Annotated in this window: 1 protein-coding gene; it reads left to right on the top strand. The window is 66.1% G+C overall.

The features are described 5' to 3' along the window. On the top strand, positions 1-1,081 hold a 1,081-nt coding region (locus BI327_RS40765), incomplete at both ends, for a class I tRNA ligase family protein (protein ID WP_143271808.1).

Raw genomic sequence — 1,081 nt, 5'->3', positions numbered from 1 at the left:
GCGCTGGCCGCCTTCATCGAACAGTGCAAGCTGGGCGGCACCACCGAGGCCGAACTGGCCACGCGTGAAAAGGAAGGCCTGCCCACCGGCCTGTTCGTGACGCACCCGGTCACCGGCGACCAGGTCGAGGTCTGGGTCGGCAACTACGTGCTGATGACCTACGGCGACGGCGCCGTGATGGGCGTGCCCGCCCACGACGAGCGCGACTTCGCCTTCGCCAGGAAATACGACCTGCCGATCCGCCAGGTCGTGGACGTGGCCGGCAAGACCTATTCCACCGACGCCTGGCAGGAATGGTACGGCGACAAGCAGAGCGGCCGCACCATCAATTCGGGCAAGTACGACGGCCTGTCGCACAAGGAAGCCGTGGACGCCATCGCCGCCGACCTGGGCGCGCAAGGCCTGGGCGAAAAGCAGACCACCTGGCGCCTGCGCGACTGGGGCATCTCGCGCCAGCGCTACTGGGGCACCCCGATCCCCATCATCCACTGCCCGGACTGCGGCCCGGTGCCGGTTCCCGAGAAAGACCTGCCGGTGGTGCTGCCGGCCGACCTGATTCCGGACGGCAGCGGCAATCCGCTGGCCAAGAACGAAGCCTTCCTCTCGTGCGCCTGCCCCAGCTGCGGCAAGCCGGCGCGCCGCGAGACGGACACGATGGACACCTTCGTGGACTCGTCCTGGTACTTCATGCGCTACACCTCGCCGGGCAACAACAACGCCATGGTCGACGCGCGCAATGACTACTGGATGCCGATGGACCAGTACATCGGCGGCATCGAGCACGCGGTCCTGCACCTGCTGTACGCGCGCTTCTGGACCAAGGTCATGCGCGACATGGGCCTGCTCAACTTCGACGAGCCCTTCACCAAGCTGCTGTGCCAGGGCATGGTGCTGAACCACATCTACTCGCGCAAGAACGCCCAGGGCGGCATCGAGTATTTCTGGCCCGAGGAAGTCGAGAACGTCTACGACGCGCGCGGCGCCATCACCGGCGCCAAGCTCAAGTCCGACGGTTCCGACGTGACTTACGGCGGCGTGGGCACGATGTCCAAGTCCAAGAACAACGGCGTCGATCCGCAAT

The organism is Bradyrhizobium mercantei (assembly GCF_001982635.1).
GTDB lineage: Bacteria > Pseudomonadota > Alphaproteobacteria > Rhizobiales > Xanthobacteraceae > Bradyrhizobium > Bradyrhizobium mercantei.
This window is presented reverse-complemented; position numbering and strand designations above follow the sequence as displayed.